General features: G+C 60.4%; 14 protein-coding genes. 5 read left to right on the top strand and 9 right to left on the bottom strand.

Annotated features, from left to right (window positions below; all coding sequences use genetic code 11):
* Window positions 1-82 precede the first annotated feature (82 nt).
* The 3 genes from PH551_RS23135 to PH551_RS23125 are packed head-to-tail and all read right to left on the bottom strand — an operon-like array spanning window position 83 to window position 3,269.
* Window positions 83-1,342 (bottom strand): ABC transporter substrate-binding protein, encoded by a 1,260-nt coding sequence (locus tag PH551_RS23135; RefSeq protein ID WP_085781046.1) that lies wholly within the window; start codon window positions 1,340-1,342, stop codon window positions 83-85.
* A gap of 35 nt (window positions 1,343-1,377) precedes the next feature.
* The gene (locus PH551_RS23130; protein ID WP_183701281.1) at window positions 1,378-2,550 is read right to left on the bottom strand and encodes a PLP-dependent transferase; all 1,173 of its coding nucleotides are present in this window, start codon (window positions 2,548-2,550) and stop codon (window positions 1,378-1,380) included.
* Window positions 2,547-3,269: a FadR/GntR family transcriptional regulator gene (locus PH551_RS23125; RefSeq protein ID WP_285195191.1), complete on the bottom strand. Its 723-nt coding sequence runs from the start codon at window positions 3,267-3,269 to the stop codon at window positions 2,547-2,549. Before PH551_RS23125 ends, PH551_RS23130 begins: the two co-directional genes overlap by 4 nt.
* 756 nt (window positions 3,270-4,025) lie before the next feature.
* Here PH551_RS23125 and PH551_RS23120 point away from each other — a divergent pair.
* Window positions 4,026-6,554, top strand: a complete 2,529-nt coding sequence (locus PH551_RS23120) for a methyl-accepting chemotaxis protein (protein ID WP_285195190.1) — start codon at window positions 4,026-4,028, stop codon at window positions 6,552-6,554.
* Window positions 6,555-7,074: 520 nt separating this feature from the next.
* Here the strand turns inward: PH551_RS23120 and PH551_RS23110 are convergent.
* Together PH551_RS23110 and PH551_RS23105 are read right to left on the bottom strand one after the other, a co-directional pair.
* Window positions 7,075-7,890 (bottom strand): endonuclease/exonuclease/phosphatase family protein, encoded by an 816-nt coding sequence (locus PH551_RS23110; protein ID WP_285195189.1) that lies wholly within the window; start codon window positions 7,888-7,890, stop codon window positions 7,075-7,077.
* Window positions 7,891-7,985: 95 nt separating this feature from the next.
* Window positions 7,986-9,449: a phospholipase D-like domain-containing protein gene (locus tag PH551_RS23105; protein ID WP_285195278.1), complete on the bottom strand. Its 1,464-nt coding sequence runs from the start codon at window positions 9,447-9,449 to the stop codon at window positions 7,986-7,988.
* Window positions 9,450-9,608: 159 nt separating this feature from the next.
* On the opposite strand from PH551_RS23105, the gene PH551_RS23100 reads away from it, so the two are divergent.
* The 4 genes from PH551_RS23100 (at window position 9,609) to PH551_RS23085 (ending at window position 12,458) form a co-directional block, all read left to right on the top strand.
* Window positions 9,609-10,250: a UdgX family uracil-DNA binding protein gene (locus PH551_RS23100; protein WP_285195188.1), complete on the top strand. Its 642-nt coding sequence runs from the start codon at window positions 9,609-9,611 to the stop codon at window positions 10,248-10,250.
* Between the two features lie 142 nt (window positions 10,251-10,392).
* A complete protein-coding gene (locus PH551_RS23095; RefSeq protein WP_085781041.1) occupies window positions 10,393-10,659 on the top strand; it encodes a DUF2934 domain-containing protein in 267 nt (88 codons plus the stop codon).
* A 317-nt stretch (window positions 10,660-10,976) separates the two neighbouring features.
* Window positions 10,977-11,147 (top strand): hypothetical protein, encoded by a 171-nt coding sequence (locus tag PH551_RS23090; RefSeq protein WP_198175570.1) that lies wholly within the window; start codon window positions 10,977-10,979, stop codon window positions 11,145-11,147.
* A 105-nt stretch (window positions 11,148-11,252) separates the two neighbouring features.
* Window positions 11,253-12,458 carry an MFS transporter gene (locus tag PH551_RS23085; protein WP_285195277.1) on the top strand — a complete coding sequence of 402 codons (1,206 nt, stop codon included), beginning with the start codon at window positions 11,253-11,255 and terminating at the stop codon, window positions 12,456-12,458.
* Between the two features lie 31 nt (window positions 12,459-12,489).
* On the opposite strand, the gene PH551_RS23080 is transcribed toward PH551_RS23085, so the two are convergent.
* From PH551_RS23080 to PH551_RS23065, 4 genes are read right to left on the bottom strand one after another with little or no spacing between them, the layout of a single operon-like run.
* Window positions 12,490-13,182 (bottom strand): amino acid ABC transporter permease, encoded by a 693-nt coding sequence (locus PH551_RS23080; protein WP_097600899.1) that lies wholly within the window; start codon window positions 13,180-13,182, stop codon window positions 12,490-12,492.
* A gap of 18 nt (window positions 13,183-13,200) precedes the next feature.
* Window positions 13,201-13,908, bottom strand: coding sequence for an amino acid ABC transporter permease (locus PH551_RS23075; RefSeq protein ID WP_285195187.1), 708 nt, complete (start codon window positions 13,906-13,908; stop codon window positions 13,201-13,203).
* 53 nt (window positions 13,909-13,961) lie between these two features.
* On the bottom strand, window positions 13,962-14,780 hold the full coding sequence (locus PH551_RS23070) for an amino acid ABC transporter substrate-binding protein (RefSeq protein WP_285195186.1): 819 nt from the start codon (window positions 14,778-14,780) through the stop codon (window positions 13,962-13,964).
* Between the two features lie 15 nt (window positions 14,781-14,795).
* Window positions 14,796-15,536: an amino acid ABC transporter ATP-binding protein gene (locus PH551_RS23065; RefSeq protein ID WP_285195185.1), complete on the bottom strand. Its 741-nt coding sequence runs from the start codon at window positions 15,534-15,536 to the stop codon at window positions 14,796-14,798.
* Window positions 15,537-15,545 lie beyond the last annotated feature (9 nt).

Genomic DNA, 15,545 nt, shown 5'->3' with positions numbered 1-15,545 from the left:
ACGTCTCCGTTCTCTTCTCCCCAGCGGGGAGAAGGTGGCCCGAAGGGCCGGATGAGGGGGCTCCGCACTCAGAGCCCACCAATTACTTTTTGGCCAGGAACTTCTGCTGCGCCTTGGTCAGATAATCCGCCCACTGGTCAGCCAGGTCCTTCGCCGAGATATCGCCGAGCAAGGCCTGTTGCGAGGTCTTGATCGCGAGCGAATCCTTGAAGAAGGCGAACTCCTCCAGATAGGTCGGCATCACGGTCGGCACGGTGTTCGGATCCGCCAGTTCCTCGAACCAGCCCTTGAACTGGTCACCGGCATAGAAGGGATCCTTCTCGGCCGCCGTATAGGCCGGCAGGGCGCCGATGCGCTTGTTCCACTCGATATTGCCTTCCGGCCCTTCGAGGGTGGCGATCAGCTTCCAGGAGAGATCCTTGTTGGCGCTCGTCGAAAACATCGACCAGCCGCCATAACCGATGGTCGGGAAGGACTTGCCGTCGGGCCCCTTCGGCAGCGGCGCAACGCCGAAATCGTCCTTCTTCATGCGTTCGGCAATGGCGATCAGCGCATCCGGATCCTGGTCGAGGAAGGCGCAGGTGCCGGAATAGAAGCCGGCGACGACTTCGTTGAAGCCCCAGTTGACGCTGTCCTTCGGCGCATAGCCCTTCTTGTAGAGATCGACCATCCACTCGATACCCTTTGCCCAGCCGGGGCTGTTCATGGTCGAGGTGCCGTCTTCCTTGAAGTACTTGTTGTCGCCGGCCATCGTGGCGGCAAAGATCATCCAGCCATTGAGGCCGCCCGGGCCGCCGCGCATGCAGTAGCCATATTTGCCCGGCAGCTTGGAGACCTTTTCGGACGCGGCAGTAAACTCCTCGAGCGTCTTCGGCGGCGCGGCGACACCAGCCTCCGAAAGCAGCTTCTTGTTGTAGAACATTGCCCTCAAATAGAAGCCATAGGGCAGCATGTAGGCGGTGTTCTTGACGTCGCGGCCGAGCTCGAGCGCGCGCGGCGTCAGCTCCTTGGTGTGCTCCCATTTTTCGAGATAGGGCTCGAGGCTTTCGAGCATGCCGTTATTGGCATAGAGCGACAGCCAGGTATCGGGCATCTCCATCACATCGGGCACGTCACCGGCCGAGACCATGGTCGCGAATTTCTGGAAGGCTTCGTTCCAGGGCAGCGAGATGATATCGACCTTGGTGCCGGGATTGGCGGCCTCGAACTTGCCGACGATCGATTTCAGCGTTTCGGTGCGCTCCGGGCTGGTGATGACTTCGACAAGCTTGAGCGTCGTATCGGCAAAGGCCGTGCCGGCCATCATCGAAGCAAAGAACGTCGAGATTATTAGTTTTTTCATGGCTCAGTTCCCCCTTGTTAGGTTTCTCTCGGGTTTCAGGATTGTGAGGCGGCGGCGAGCGCCTCCTCGATGTCCCTCCACAGAGCCTCGGTTCCTTCGAGGCCGACATGGAGGCGTACGGATCGCGCATGGATGCCGAAGGTTTGCGCGGAGTTCGGCTGTGCCTTCTGCTGAAGCACGACCTCGCCTGGTACGATCAGGCTTTCATGCCCACCCCAGCTTACACCCAGTTTGAACAGCTTGAGATGGTCGGCGAAGGCGCGGATATCGACGCCGTCGCGGAAGATGAACGAGAACAGGCCCGAGGTGCCGTTGAGCCCCGCGGGCAGGCGGTTGGCAAGCCCGGGATGGCAGACCGTCTCCACCACCTCGAGCTTCTGCAGGCGTCTGGCGATTTCAAGCGCCGATGCCTCATGCGCCTTCATGCGCAGCGGAAGCGTGCGCAGGCCGCGGATCAGCAGCCAGGCATCGAACGGCGAAAGCTTGCCGCCGAGATAGGGATAGGCCTCGGCCTTGATGCGCGCGATCATTTCCTTCGAGCCGGCGACGACGCCCGCCACCACATCGCTGTGGCCGCCGAGATATTTCGAGGCGGAATGGATGACGAGCTCGACGCCGAGCGTCAGCGGCCGCTGGAAGAACGGGCTCGCCCAGCTGTTGTCGATCATCGAGACGACGCCGTGCCGCTTGGCGAGGGCGGCCAGCGCACCGACGTCGTGCGCCTCCATCACCCAGCTCGTCGGGCTTTCCAGGTAGAGGAGCTTGGCGCCGGGCAGCGCCCTCGCGACGGCTTCCTCGTCGCGCCCGTCGACATAGGTCACCTCGATCTTCATCCGCTTGAGGATGGTGCCGAACAGGCGGAAGGCATCGGGATAGACATGCTTCACGGCGACGATGCGGTCGCCCGGTTCGACGAAGCTCAGCACCGCCGAGGAAATCGCCGCCATGCCGCTCGCAAAACCCAGCGCATCCTCCGCACCTTCGAGCTTGGCCAGCATTTCCTCGAAGGCGCGCACCGTCGGGTTCAGCCCGCGCGTATAGGTCGGCCGCACCTTCTCGCCGCGATAGACGGTGATCATTTCGTCGTAATCGGAAAAGGTGAAAAGCGAGGTCTGGAAGATCGGCGGCACGACGGCGTCGGCGAAGTTGCCGTCGTCGTGGGCGGTGATGAGGGAAGCAAGATCGAACGGATCTGCGCCATTACTCATTTGGACATTTCCTTGATATCTTCCTCGACGATATCGAGAATTTTCAATGTCTCCGCGCGCGCCGCCTCCGGATCGCGGGCAGCGATCGCGTTGAAAAGCGTGCGGTGAAAAGGAAAGGACCGGCGGGCGAAATCCTGCCGGTCGAACGGATGCTCCCAGAAGCGCTCGAATGTCTCGCGCATCTGCTCGAGAAGCTGGCGAAACAGCGGGTTGTGGGTGGCGTCGTAGACGGCGAGATGGAAGGCGAGATCCTCCGGCCCGGATGTGCCCTTCTCCAGGTGCACCCGCTCCATCTCGTTGAGCTTCTCCTCGATGACGACGAGGTCTCTTGTCGTGCGCCGCCGGGCGGCGACCATGCCCGCCTCGCATTCGATGCCGCGGCGAACCTCCAGCGTCTGCAGCAGCGCATCGCGCAGATGCGCCGCGTCGAAGGACAGCGGCATATGGATCGTCGCCCGGGACACCGGCTTCAGCAGATAGGTGCCGCTGCCCTTGCGCGTCTCGATGACGCCGAGCGCCTGGAAATGCCGGATCGCCTCGCGAATGGTCGAACGGCCGACGGCAAGGGCCGCCATCAGCTCCCGCTCGGCCGGCAGCCGATCACCCGCCTGCAACCGCGCTTCCTCCACATAATCCGCCAGCGCATCGGTCACCTGACGCGCCCGGTCCATGACGGGAAGCGGCCGGATCAACGGCCTGTCGCTACGATTTGCCTTCATGGTTCCCCATTTTTTCTATCAGGCAGCCAGATCTGAATTGGTCTGACATCTTAGCATTTCTCAAACGGGGCAAGAAGTCAAGCCGAGTTGTTTATAATAAGGCCGATCTTGCTGCGTCGCTCCCTGGGCAGAAGCGGTTCTACGGTTTGCCATTTTGCGTCGGTAGGTCACCACGTACCAGGGCAGCCTCCTGAAAGGCACCTGGAATTAAAACTCAGCTGATTTGGCCAAGCACATTATCAACAGGACCAAGGCAAGGATTGCCCCTTCACCGGGAGCGCGCTAAAGCGTAGGCGCCTGCGACCTGCCCGAACCGCGATTTTCACAATCTCGCGCTCCTGCTTCACGAAGTCGCAGCGAACGCTGCGAAATACGGAGCACTCTCCCTTGGCGACGGGCACGGACGGATGAATGCAGATCCGACCCAGCCCTCTTCGGCTTTGAAAGCATCCTGGAGCAAAGGATAGCGCAAAACTTTGACATCCATATCGAGCGATCATGGACGCCTGATGAATTGTCAATTCGGCTTTCGCTTCTCCGTCTCGTGATCACGTAAGCCTTTCGGCTCGCCTGGGGCTTACAAGGGAGATGCATGGCATGGCCATCGCCATACCGAATGACACCCGCAATTCGGCAGCCTCCGTTTCGCGATTTGGCCGGTGTTGTTCTCCGCGCGGCAACAGTGGCGACGCCTAGTCCCTTCATCGGTCCTTAAGAAAAGGATGGCAGCTTTACCTCAATTTGGGGGATGCATATATGGTACATGGGTTGATGTGGCGGGCTCGCATTCAGACGAAGGTGCTCGCGCTTTTGGCGCCATTCGTCATTAGTCTATGCGCAGTAGGGTTGACGGGATACTACGCGTCGAGCCTTCTCGAAGGTCGGATGGAGATCTCCAACCATATTTTGCAGTCTCTGAACGGGTTCAAGCTTGTTTCTTCAAGCATGACCGGCTTTCTGATGAAGCCGTCGCAGGAAGCTCGTGACACCGCGCTTGCGGACGCCCGAGAGCAATTGGCAAACCTGAAGCAGACGATCGAGACTCTAAGGCCGACGACCGATGTGGGGCTTCTCGACCGGGCGCTCGATCAGTCGCAAATCATCCCGCAAAAGATCGAAGCGATCTGGCAAATCGAAACGGGACAGCAGAAAATTCTCAGCGACGTGGACGCTGCTTCCGCGGCGCTTCTTGACCTGCAAGGGCAGGTTGGCAAGCGCTCGTTCATGCTGATGGCGAGTGCGAAAAAGATGGAAAATGCCAACAAGAGCGGCCTCAGCAACGCCGTCTCCATCACCGCGGCCGCCAGTGTTGCGACAAAACTTAGCAATGATTATACGAACGCTACAACGTCGGCTGACAAGCTTAGCCTTCTAGCCAAATATGCGCCCGATTTGCAGAAGACAAGGGAGCAGCTTTCGCCTGCGATAGGGACCGACAGAGAAGCCCTCGCGACGCAGTATTCCGCTGCGGTAGATGCCCTCCTTAACGCTTCGAAGGCGTCGCCAGACACTTTGGATGTCCCGACAACGGATACCGCCATCGCTAATCTTGCTGCTATTGGGGACAGTCTCAAGACAATTGGCGACGACCTGATGCGGACCTCCGTACTCGCGCTTGCCGCGTCGGACAAGGATATCTCTCAGGCGACGAATGTCGGCAACCAACTCCGTGCTATCGTTAACAGCAATAACGAGATCCGCGTCGGCTTCGCCGAACTTGCAGGCAAGCCAGACGACGCGCGAGTGAAGAAAGTCCAGCAATCAATCTACATGTATCAGACCGAGCTCGGCCGTCTCGCCGGCGTGGTGACCGACGATCCGGTTTTTGCCGAGATTCCGAAGAAGGCTCAACCCGTTCTCGATCTGCTTGCGGCGAACGCGGCAGCGCTCTCCGACGGTGCGCTCCGCAAGCTTGCTGAGTTCGACCGCGCCGCGGAGCAGATCGACAACACCTGGAACCTGCTTGCGCAGTTCGCCGAGACGCAGAAGCAAAATGCTGGGCAGGATCGTCAACAGGCCAATAGGATATCCGGCGGCGCGATTGTCATCGGCATCCTAATTGCCATGGCCGCAGGTGCCGCGCTGGTCTTCACACTGAAGGGACCTATCGCCCAGATTACCGCAGCGATGCGCAAGATCGCCGAGGGAAGGCTCGACACCACAATAACCGGCGAGACACGGGCCGACGAAATCGGGGAAATGGCCCGTGCGCTTTCGGTCTTCAAACAAAATGCGCTGTCGAAAGTCGAAATGGAACAACAGGCCGAGATCGCGCGTCGTGAGGCAGAATCTGAGCGCGCCCGCAACGAACTCGAGCGACGTAACGCACAGGTTCAGGTTGATGCCGCAATCGAGGCGCTGGCGGAAGGGCTCACGCGGCTGTCGCGCGGGCAGTTGAATTTTGCGATCGATACGCCCTTTGCCCCTGAGCTCGATCGGATCCGTACCGATTTCAACATGTCGGTTGCGGGTCTCAGAGAGACCCTCTGCGAGATCCGTGAGACGTCTTCCCTCATTAGCAATAATGGCCGCCAGATGGCGGAAGCCGTCGATGACTTGGCCAGTCGAACTGAAAAGCAGGCGGCTGCTCTTGAAGAAACCGCAGCGGCTGTGGAGGAGATTTCTTCCGCCGTCAACACCTCTTCAGGACGGGCAGCAGCAGCGCTGGCGCTTGTCCAACGCGCCAAACAGGGCGCCGACGCCTCGGCTTCGGTGGTCCAAAACGCAGTATCGGCTATGGGACGGATCGAGGACGCGTCGGGCAAGATCGTACAAATTGTCAGCGCCATCGATTCCATCGCTTTCCAGACCAATCTCTTGGCCCTGAATGCGGGAGTCGAAGCGGCGAGAGCGGGTGAGGCCGGCAAGGGCTTTGCAGTCGTGGCGCAGGAAGTGCGGGAGCTGGCGCAGCGATCGGCTCGCGCAGCCAAGGAAATCGGCGAGCTCATCAACAATTCTGTCCGAGAGGTTGCGTCGGGCTCCGAGTTCGTCGGCCGCACTGGCGACGCGCTGATGGAGATTTCCAGCGAGATCGTCCACATCGTCGGCCATATTGAACTGATCGCCGCGTCAAGCCGCGATCAAGCGACGACACTCAATTCGATCAATGCGTCGGTGAACGATATTGATCGTATGACGCAGCAAAATGCGGCGATGGTGGAAGAGACCAATGCCGCCACGCAACAGCTATCGTCAGAGGCGCTCGCACTTACCGAGATGATCGCACGCTTTCAGCTTGAAGGCCTTGAGAGCCCGGCTTCTAGAGGCTACGAGGCCGCCGCATGATGGCAGCGTGTACGCAGACCCTGTGACCTGCTTTGAAATGTGAATCATCAGCGACTGCTGCACGTCGTCAGCAGCGTGAGCTCGGTATGCCACAAAGTCCCGACGATCACGATTTGTGGCCAACGGCTGTTGGTCAGGACTGAGCCGGTTAGGCGCATGAGGAGCATTGACGGTTCTGAACGTCGTCGGCATCGCTGCGGACGTGATTGTCACAGACTCATGGCCCAGTGACGCAGAAGAAGGCGAATTGGCGGCCTTATAGGTGTCAGCATCGCCCCTCGACCAAGGCGCCGCAACACAATCTTTTTGCCTTGTCCACCAGTGGCGAGAGGCAGGAAGTGACCGCAGACGCGATGTCACATCCGACATGTCGTTCCCGCGAGGCAAAGGCTTTCCTGCTTCACGCGGAGAACGCATTTGATGGAGTGGGCGACCTCTTAAGCGCAGTCGAGGCAGTTATCGAAGGAGTGTCAGACGCATCATACTCGTCGGGAGCTTTCGAAACATCAGCTTAGAGATGCTACCCACCCACCGGCGTCAGGTCGACGAGCGCCTTGATCGGCAGGTGATCCGAGGCGATGCGGGCGAGCGGTGTATCATGCGCCTCCACCTCGGAGATGATGCCCTTGCGGTTGGCGATGATGCGGTCGAGGGCCAGAAGGGGCAGGCCGGCGGGAAAACTCGGCACGGCGGGCGGCAGCTCGCCGAAGGCGGATTGGAATGTGTTCAGCGACGAGCGGTCGCCGAGCCGCCATTCGTTGAGGTCGCCGAGCAGGATGGTCGGCATCTCATGCCTGTCGTTGATCAGTTCGACGAGGGTCCGGGCCTGCTGGGCTCTGCTGTGGCGCAACAGGCCAAAATGCGCGGCGATGATCCGCAGCGCGCCGCCCTCTTCCAGCTCGATTTCGACGACGAGGGCGCCGCGCGGCTCCAGCCCCGGCAGTTTCACCTGGTGCACATCATGCACCAGCCCCTTCTTGAACAGCACGACATTGCCGTGCCAGCCATGCGCCTTCGCCATGCCGGCGATCGGCACAGGGATCAGCCCCGTCTCCCGCTCCAGCCGGCCGAGATCGAGTATGCCCGTGCGCTCGCCGAAACGTGTGTCGGCCTCCTGCAGCGCGATCACGTCGGCGCCGATTTCATGGATCACGCGGCTGGTGCGCTCCGGATCGAAACGGCGGTCGGTACCGACGCACTTGTGGACATTGTAGGAGGCGATCAACGTTCCGGCGCTCCGCGGCCTTGCCTCCATATGCGCCGCGTCAAGCCGCTTTTTCCTGCTCCTGATCGAGGCGAGAATGCTGGCGGGAAGACTGTCTTTCCTGGCGTGCATTGGGAAGCGCACTTGTTCCGTTGATCAACGAGGCAACTCACTCGGCAGTATAGGCGGCCGCGCGGAACTTGCCATGTCGGAATGCAAAAAATCCGTCAGAGATAGGGCGAACCAAGCCACAGCACCTTCTCAATGAGCCGCACCGGGAAGGGCCGCCCGCGTAAGCCGTCCAGCGTCACCAGCGTTGCCGATTTCAGGGTTTCTTCGATATGCTCGTCGATTTCGGCGGCAAAGCCCTCATTCAGCACTTCGAGGTCGACCTCGAAATTCAGCCTGAGCGAACGTGGATCGAGGTTGGAGGAGCCGACATAGGCCCAGGTGCCGTCGATCGTCAAAAGCTTCGAATGGCTGAAGCTGCCGGTCGAGCGCCAGATGCGGCAATAATTTTTGAGAATCTGATCGAATTGCGCCGTCATCGCCCGATCGACCAGCATGAGATTGTTGAGAGCCGGTACGACGATATCGACTTCAACGCCGCGCCGCGCCGCCGTCACCAGGGCGCTGATAAGTTCGCGGTCCGGCAGGAAATAGGGCGACATGATGCGGATCGATTGACGCGCAACAGAAAAGGCGCCCATCAGCATCTTGTGGTTGGTTTCGAGGCTGCGGTCCGGTCCCGAAGCGACGACGCGCATCAGGATGGGGTCGCCGGGGCTGCGCTGCGGCGGTTCGATACGCCAGGCCTCGTCGTTCAACAGTTCGTCGGTGGTGAACCGCCAGTCTTCGGCGGCAAGATCGAAGAGATCGGCGACGACCGGGCCGGTGACGCTGAAATGCGTATCACGGGCAAAGGTCTCGCCCGTCGCCTCCTCGCTGAAACCCGCCCTGATATTCATGCCGCCAGTCAGCGCAATGCGTCCGTCGACAATCAGGATCTTGCGGTGGGTGCGCAGATTGGCATAGGGCAGCCGCAAACCCATAATGACATTGCCGTTGAAGACGGCGACGGTGACGCCGCCCTCCTTGAGATGGCCAAGAATGCTCGGCACCGAATAACGCGCGCCGACGGCGTCGATCAGCACCCGGACCGTCACACCCCGTTTCACCGCGGCAATCAGCGCATCGGCGATGCGCAGGCCGATGACATCACGGTCGAAGATGTAGGTTTCGAGCAGGATGCTGCGCTCCGCTTCATCGATAGCGGATTTCATCGCGGCATAGGCCTCGTCGCCAGTCTCCAGCATGTCGATTGTATTGCCTGAGGTCAGCGGGTTGCGTGTGACGCGGTCGCCAAGCGTCTGCAGCGCCGCAAAGCGGCGGCCGAACTGGCTGATCACGGTCTCGGCGTCGGCGTCGAACGTCTCCAGCTCGTCGGTCCCGGGAGCGAGCAACAGAGCGTCCCGACGAATGCTCAGCGATTTGCGGCGGATGCGATTGATGCCGGCAATCGCATAAAGCAGCGCGCCGACAACAGGCGAGAGGATGATGACGCCGACCCAGCCGATCGCCGCGCGCACCTCCTCCTTGGTCATGGCGGCATGGATCGCCGCTGCGGCTCCCATGGCGATCGAAACGACAAAGAGGATATGCGGCCAGTAGGTCGACAGGAGATAGAACATCGCTGGCCAATATAGCCGCGAAACGGCGGCGTTCAATTATGCCGCCGCTCCCCCATGGCGCGAAATTTTCCTCGGGATTGTTTTGCCGAGCTCCCCGTTCGATCGCGGGAACAATCGCGGTTGAGATCGATTCCTCCTCAGGAGCTGAGGATTGCCATCATGAACATCGCAGCAAACGTCGGTCCTGCCTTGGCGCTCGAAGTCGCGGATGCCGAAAGCATTGCCGAACTCCGGCGTCAGGCCGAGGACTGCACCCGCTGTGACCTCTATCGCAATGCGACGCAGATCGTCCTCGGTGAAGGTCCGGGAAAGGCAGAGATCGTCCTTGTCGGTGAGCAGCCGGGTGACCGGGAAGATATCACCGGCAGGCCCTTTGTCGGCCCGGCAGGGCATCTGCTCGACCTCTGTCTCGATGAGGCCGGTCTGGATCGTCAACGCTGCTACGTCACCAATGCCGTCAAGCATTTCAAGTTCACGCCGCGCGGCAAACGGCGGCTGCACGCGAAACCCAATGCCGGCGAGATAAGGCGTTGTGCCTGGTGGCTAGGCGCGGAACTCAACATCCTGCAGCCGAAACTCGTGGTGGCGCTGGGCGCAAGCGCGCTTTACGCGCTTCTCGGGCCGAAGGCGAAATTGACGCCCGAGCGCGGTCATGTCCTGCAACCTGCAAACCACCCGCCGGTTCTGGTGACTATCCACCCCTCCTATCTCCTGAGAATCCGTGATGGGGCCGAGCAGCAAAGGCAGCGCCAGGCATTCGTGTCAGATCTGCACAGGGCAGCGGAATTTCAGCTTCGGTGAATGCCGATTCTCAACCTTGATATGCTGCAATGCGAAATATTTGCGGTTGCGTTCCGATTTCGCTTGAAACCGCGCTCCTCCTCTGGAACCATCCTGACAGTATCGCGTTCGAACGACGGCAAAATGTGACTGGAGATCAGCGATGGCAGAAACTCGGGAAGAGTGGATCAAAAAACGTGCATACGCCCTCTGGGAAGAAGAGGGCTATCCGACAGGACGGGATTCCATCCATTGGGAACAGGCACGCCACGAGCGCGACGCGCTCGAAGGCTCCTCTTCCAACGGCAAAGAGGCCAAACCCCGGGCCAAGCGCGCCGCAACGACCACCAAGGCCGCCCCAGGCGCCAAGACAAACGGCGTTGTCACTCCGGCGCCCAAGCGGACGGCAAGCCGCAAGACGGCATCCTGACTGCTGGAATACCGATCACATTCAAAAAAGGGCGTCGTTGCGACGCCCTTCGGCTGTGCTTTGTCATATCTCTGAATTAGTTGGGTTTTAAGAGAGATTGCAAGCGGGCTTGCCGCGCGGGGGTGAACAAAGACCGGATGACGCTGCAAGCTTTGAAGCTTCCAAAAAATTTGAGGCTTCGCCCGCAAGCCGGGAACAAGACCATACAAAGACTGTTTGTGGCGAAGGAGGAGGCAGCCATGAACGATCCTATCCAAATGCTCTTCGTCACACCTCTTGCCGCCCGAAGCCACGCTTCGAACGTGATCGTGTGAGCCATGGAAATATCGCTCGTGCTCATCGCCGCTCTGCTTTATCTAGGTCTGGCGCTCGGCTTCATCCTCGCCGTCGATAACCTGGTTGGACTGGTTTTCCGCGAGTCCCACACCCCGCTGCAACTGCCGTCCTTCGGCATTGGCCGCGCCTTCGCAGCGTCGCAGCGGAAATAACGGTTCTCGGCTGGCGCCCACGCACGGTTAAAACGTAGGGTGGGCCTGGCGCATCGGCCCGAAAATCGGAATTGATTTTCGGAAAGCAGGATGAGATCGAGGACAATGGGACAGGCGCGAAGCGTTCAGCCGGCGACTTGGCTTTTTGCGGCGCGCTCCTTGCGCGACTTCGGCGACGGCTTCGTGGCCATCTTGTTGCCTGTCTATCTCCTTGCTCTTGGATTTTCGCCCCTGCAGGTCGGTGTCATTGCGACGGCATCCCTCTTCGGATCCGCTCTTTTGACGATCATCATCGGATTTCTCGGCGCGCATCATGATCTCCGCCGCCTGCTTTTGGCAGCCGCCGGCCTGATGGTCGCCACCGGTGTCGCCATGCCCATGATCGACGACTATGCGCTGCTGCTCGCCATCGCCTTTGCCGGCACGATCAACCCGTCGGCAGGCAGCGTGAGCATCTTCGTGCCGCTTGAACATGCGGTCCTTGCCCGGGAGGCAACCAACGCCGATCGAACGAGAATGTTTGCGCGCTACAGCCTGGTCGGAGCGCTTGCAAGCGCCGGCGGCGCGCTTGCCGCGGGGCTGCCTGACCTCATGACGCGGTTCGGAATGACGCAACTGAGTTCGATCAGGCTGATGTTCGTTGTCTATGCGCTCGTTGGCATTCTCGGCGGCCTTCTTTATGCCCGCATACCGCCTCGCCCGGTGACGCACGAAGACCACAAGCCGGCCGCACTCGGGCCTTCGCGCGCCATCGTCATGAAGCTCGCAGCCCTCTTCAGTCTCGACGCCTTCGCTGGAGGTTTCGTGGTCCAGTCCCTACTCGCGCTATGGCTGTTCGAACGATTCGATCTTTCGCTGTCCGAGGCTGGAGTGTTTTTCTTCTGGACGGGTGTTCTGTCGGCGTTTTCGTTTCCTGTTGCCGCCCGGCTATCGAAGCGGATTGGACTCGTGAACACCATGGTGTTCACCCACATTCCATCAAGCGTAGCTCTCGCCCTTGCCGCATTCGCCCCCACCTTGCCGTTGGTGCTTGCCTTGCTGCTGGTTCGGGCCGCGCTTTCGCAGATGGATGTGCCAACCCGGTCTTCCTACGTGATGGCTGTTGTCACCGAGGCGGAGCGAGCCGCCGCCGCAAGCTTCACATCGGTGCCGCGCAGCCTCGCATCGGCGGCCAGCCCTGCCCTCGCGGGCGCTCTTTTCGCCGCGTCCTATCGCGCTTGGCCGCTTGTCATCTGTGCCGGCCTGAAGATCATATACGACCTCTTGCTGTTGCTGCAGTTCCGCCACCTCAAGCCGCCCGAGGAATCCTGAAGTGCATTGCCTGCAGTGGGCGCATGCCCCCTCAGGTCCGGACTCTGAGAGCTCGTTCCGTTCTGTCGGCGATTTGGGTCACGGCATAGGCGATCACCATATAGATCACCACGGCGACCAGGAAGGCTTCGAGGTAGTAGAAGTTCAGCGCCGCGGTCAGCTGCGACTGCGCGAAGATGTCGACCACCTCGATGGCGAAGCCGAGCGACAGCGCCTTCATGATCACCATGAAGGAGTTGGCGAGATCCGGGATGGCGGCGACGATCACCTGCGGCAGCATGACCCGGCGGAAGAGCTGGCTCTTCTTGTACCCGAGCGAATAGGCGGCGTCCGCCTGCCCCGTGTCGAAAGAATTTAGGGCGCCCTTCACGACTTCGGCCTGGAAGGCTGCGACGCAGGCGGTGAGAGCGACGATCAAGGTCACCCAGTTGGGCGTGGAGTGGCCGTTATAGTCGATGCCGACGAGCGACGTCGTGAACTGCAGAAACGACGGCAGGCCGTAGTAGGCAAGGAAGATTACGATCACCATGGGCACGCCTTTGAAGGCGACCTTGTAGGCGACGACGAGCTGGCGGAGCACCGGGATCTTCCGATACTCGACCATGGCAAACAGGCTGCCGACGATCGTCGATAGGACGAAGATTGCGAGCGCCATGGCAAGCGTCAGCGGCACAGCGCCGAGGATCTCATAAAGGTCGGGGAGAAGAACTTCGCTGTCGAAAATCATGCCTTCCCTCCTCGATCAGACGCTGGCCATCAGCGGGGCACGGATCGTCGCGTCGCCGGGCACATATCTTCCCGACCGACGCTCGAAGGACCTCACGACCGCCCAGGCGATGAGGCAAAGGACCGAGTACAGCACCGCCAGTACGAGGTAGGTCTCGAACTGGTATTGGTTGTAGTCCCGCTCCATCACGAGGTGGGCGGTCGCCATCACGTCGGCCGCGCCGATGTACATGACAAGCGCCACGTTGTGGATCAGGTAGATGATGGAGTTGCCATACCCCGGCAGCGCAATGTGGACGGCCTGCGGAGCGATGACGCGCAGTAGCTTTTGGCGGAAGGTGTAGCCCAGGCTGTCCGCCGCATCGTGCTGGCCTCGCTCGACTGCGAGGTAGGCCGGACGCATGACCTCCGACAGATAGCCGCCATGGTAGAGGCTGAGGCCCAGCATGGCGGCTATCGTCGGCGAGACGAAGTCGCCGATACCGAACAGGCCGACGAGCACGGGAAGCCCATAGAAGGCGACGAACAATTGAAGGACGACGGGAACGCTGCGGGCATAGGACACGTAGAGGTCGGCCAACTGGCTGATCACCGGGATCCTGCGCACCCGGAACGTCGTCGCGATCAATGCCAGCACGAAGCCGGCGGCCATGGCCGTGAATGTGATCGCAAGCGTCAGCGGCAATGCCGAGAGCAACTCGGAGATCATTATGGAAAGGTCCACTTGGGAACGCTCCTTCTTTCAGTCTTGCTGGTCGCCGGCTTCGAAGCCTGGGGTTACTTCATGTATGTGGTGATGTCCTCGCCGAACCACTTCTGCGAGAGCTTGGCGAGCGTGCCGTCGGCCTTGAGCTCCTTCAGTGCCTTATCGAAGCCGTCGGCGAGCGCCTTGTTCTCTTCCGAGCGGTGGATCAGCACGAAGGTGTTGTTGATCGCGACCGGCTCGCTCGCCTGAAGGTTCAGCTTCTGCTCGTCGATCACCGTCTGCTCGCCGAGATTGGACGGAAGGACGAGCGCATCGTACTTGCCGTTCTCGACTTCCTTCAGACGGTCCGGATAAGGGATGCCTGCGCTCGAAGCGGTGATCTCGATCTTGTATTCGGGATTCTTTTCCTGCCAGGCGGTCGCGAACTTGTAGATGCCGCCGCCTGCCGTCACCGGAACGATCTTCTTGCCGACCAGGTCCTTCATTTCCTTGATGCCGCTGTCCTTGCGGCTGTAGATCTTGATCAGGCTGGCGCCGATCGGAGCTTCCGGGATGAGAAACTGCTTCTCACGAGCCGGAGCACGGTAGTAGCCGCCAGTCGCGACGTCGTACTTGCCCGTCGCAAGACCCGTTTCCTGTGCGATGTCGGCCGCGCCTTCCATCACGAACTTGTACTGCGGCAGCTTGGCGTTGATCGCCTTCAGGACGTCGGGCTCGTAGCCCTGCGGTTCGACGCCGATCGCACCCCACGAGAGTGGCTTCGATTCCGCCGCGGTGGCGATCTTGATCGTCCGAACGTCTTCGGCGAAGGACGCAGTTGCGAAGGCGATCGCGACGCCTGCTACGGCGAGACCGAGCCCACGGCGCGAGATTGAACTCATGGAAGTCATTTCAGGCATCCTTTCTTACTGGATCGCGCGTTCGGAATTGAGAAACTGAGCGAGGCGCGGGTTGGAAGGGCTATCAAAGATTTCGAACGGACTGCCGTCGGCTGCGACGACACCCCGGTCCATGAAGACGATGCGGTTCGAGATGTTCTTGGCAAACTGCATCTCGTGCGTGACGAGAAGCGAGGTGATGCCCGAGGACGTGACGTCCTTGATCACCTTGAGAACCTCGTTCACGAGTTCGGGATCGAGCGACGAGGTCGGCTCGTCGAAGAGCATCACGTCCGGCTTGACCGCGAGCGCTCTGGCGATGCCGGTTCTCTGGAGCTGCCCGCCGGAGAGCTGGGACGGATAGTTGTCGAGCTTGTCGGAAAGTCCCACTCGCTCAAGCTCCTGCAGCGCGATGGCGCGGGCTTCCTCCTTCGCCTTGCCCTGCACGACGACAAGCGGATCCATGACGTTCTGGATGACCGTCATGTTCTTGAAGACGTTGAACTGCTGGAACACCATCGCGGTGCGCAGACGGATCGCCCGGACCGCAGCCTTGTCCGGGCGCGCGAAGTCCATCCGGATATCGTCAAAGGCAATCGTTCCGGATGCGGGCTTCACCAGATGATTGATGCACTTCAACAGCGTCGTCTTTCCAGTGCCGCTCGGACCAATGATCGAAACCACGTCACCGCGTTTCACCGACAGATCGACACCGTTGAGGATGTGGGTGCTACCGTAGGACAGCTTCAGCTTCTTGATCTCAAGCATTTTCGGATC

Origin of the sequence: Rhizobium atlanticum, from assembly GCF_030182485.1 — a bacterium.
Classification (GTDB): Bacteria; Pseudomonadota; Alphaproteobacteria; order Rhizobiales; family Rhizobiaceae; genus Rhizobium.
The sequence above is the reverse complement of the archived record's forward strand: the minus strand, read 5'-3'. Positions and strand labels throughout refer to the sequence as shown.

Coding starts and splice junctions, on each gene's coding strand:
- PH551_RS23135 (WP_085781046.1), bottom strand. CDS start 1,342: ATGAAAAAACTAATAATCTCGACGTTCTTTGCTTCGATGATGGCCGGC.
- PH551_RS23130 (WP_183701281.1), bottom strand. CDS start 2,550: ATGAGTAATGGCGCAGATCCGTTCGATCTTGCTTCCCTCATCACCGCC.
- PH551_RS23125 (WP_285195191.1), bottom strand. CDS start 3,269: ATGAAGGCAAATCGTAGCGACAGGCCGTTGATCCGGCCGCTTCCCGTC.
- PH551_RS23120 (WP_285195190.1), top strand. CDS start 4,026: ATGGTACATGGGTTGATGTGGCGGGCTCGCATTCAGACGAAGGTGCTC.
- PH551_RS23110 (WP_285195189.1), bottom strand. CDS start 7,890: ATGCACGCCAGGAAAGACAGTCTTCCCGCCAGCATTCTCGCCTCGATC.
- PH551_RS23105 (WP_285195278.1), bottom strand. CDS start 9,449: ATGTTCTATCTCCTGTCGACCTACTGGCCGCATATCCTCTTTGTCGTT.
- PH551_RS23100 (WP_285195188.1), top strand. CDS start 9,609: ATGAACATCGCAGCAAACGTCGGTCCTGCCTTGGCGCTCGAAGTCGCG.
- PH551_RS23095 (WP_085781041.1), top strand. CDS start 10,393: ATGGCAGAAACTCGGGAAGAGTGGATCAAAAAACGTGCATACGCCCTC.
- PH551_RS23090 (WP_198175570.1), top strand. CDS start 10,977: ATGGAAATATCGCTCGTGCTCATCGCCGCTCTGCTTTATCTAGGTCTG.
- PH551_RS23085 (WP_285195277.1), top strand. CDS start 11,253: ATGGGACAGGCGCGAAGCGTTCAGCCGGCGACTTGGCTTTTTGCGGCG.
- PH551_RS23070 (WP_285195186.1), bottom strand. CDS start 14,780: ATGACTTCCATGAGTTCAATCTCGCGCCGTGGGCTCGGTCTCGCCGTA.
- PH551_RS23065 (WP_285195185.1), bottom strand. CDS start 15,536: ATGCTTGAGATCAAGAAGCTGAAGCTGTCCTACGGTAGCACCCACATC.